The 264-nt window shown below is 59.1% G+C and carries 1 protein-coding gene; it reads left to right on the top strand.

Annotation, left to right across the window (positions count from 1 at the left end):
• Positions 1–264: flavodoxin-dependent (E)-4-hydroxy-3-methylbut-2-enyl-diphosphate synthase (locus tag ACTHSA_RS10850; RefSeq protein WP_440378899.1), on the top strand; the 264-nt coding region annotated here is incomplete at both ends.

A 264-nucleotide genomic window follows, 5' to 3' on the forward strand; every position in this document is an offset into this window, starting at 1 on the left:
GCCAATATCCGCTCCACTTAGGCTTGACAGAAGCAGGCATGGGCAGCAAAGGCATTGTCGCTTCGACTGCCGCCTTGGCCGTACTGCTTCAAGAAGGTATCGGCGACACCATCCGCATTTCCCTGACCCCTGAACCCGGCAGCTCGCGCACGCAGGAAGTCATCGTCGGTCAGGAAATTCTACAAACCATGGGACTGCGCTCGTTTACCCCCATGGTTACCGCCTGCCCGGGCTGCGGACGCACCACCAGTACAGTCTTCCAAG

It is taken from the genome of Neisseria sp. P0008.S002, from assembly GCF_051962805.1.
GTDB lineage: Bacteria > Pseudomonadota > Gammaproteobacteria > Burkholderiales > Neisseriaceae > Neisseria > Neisseria perflava.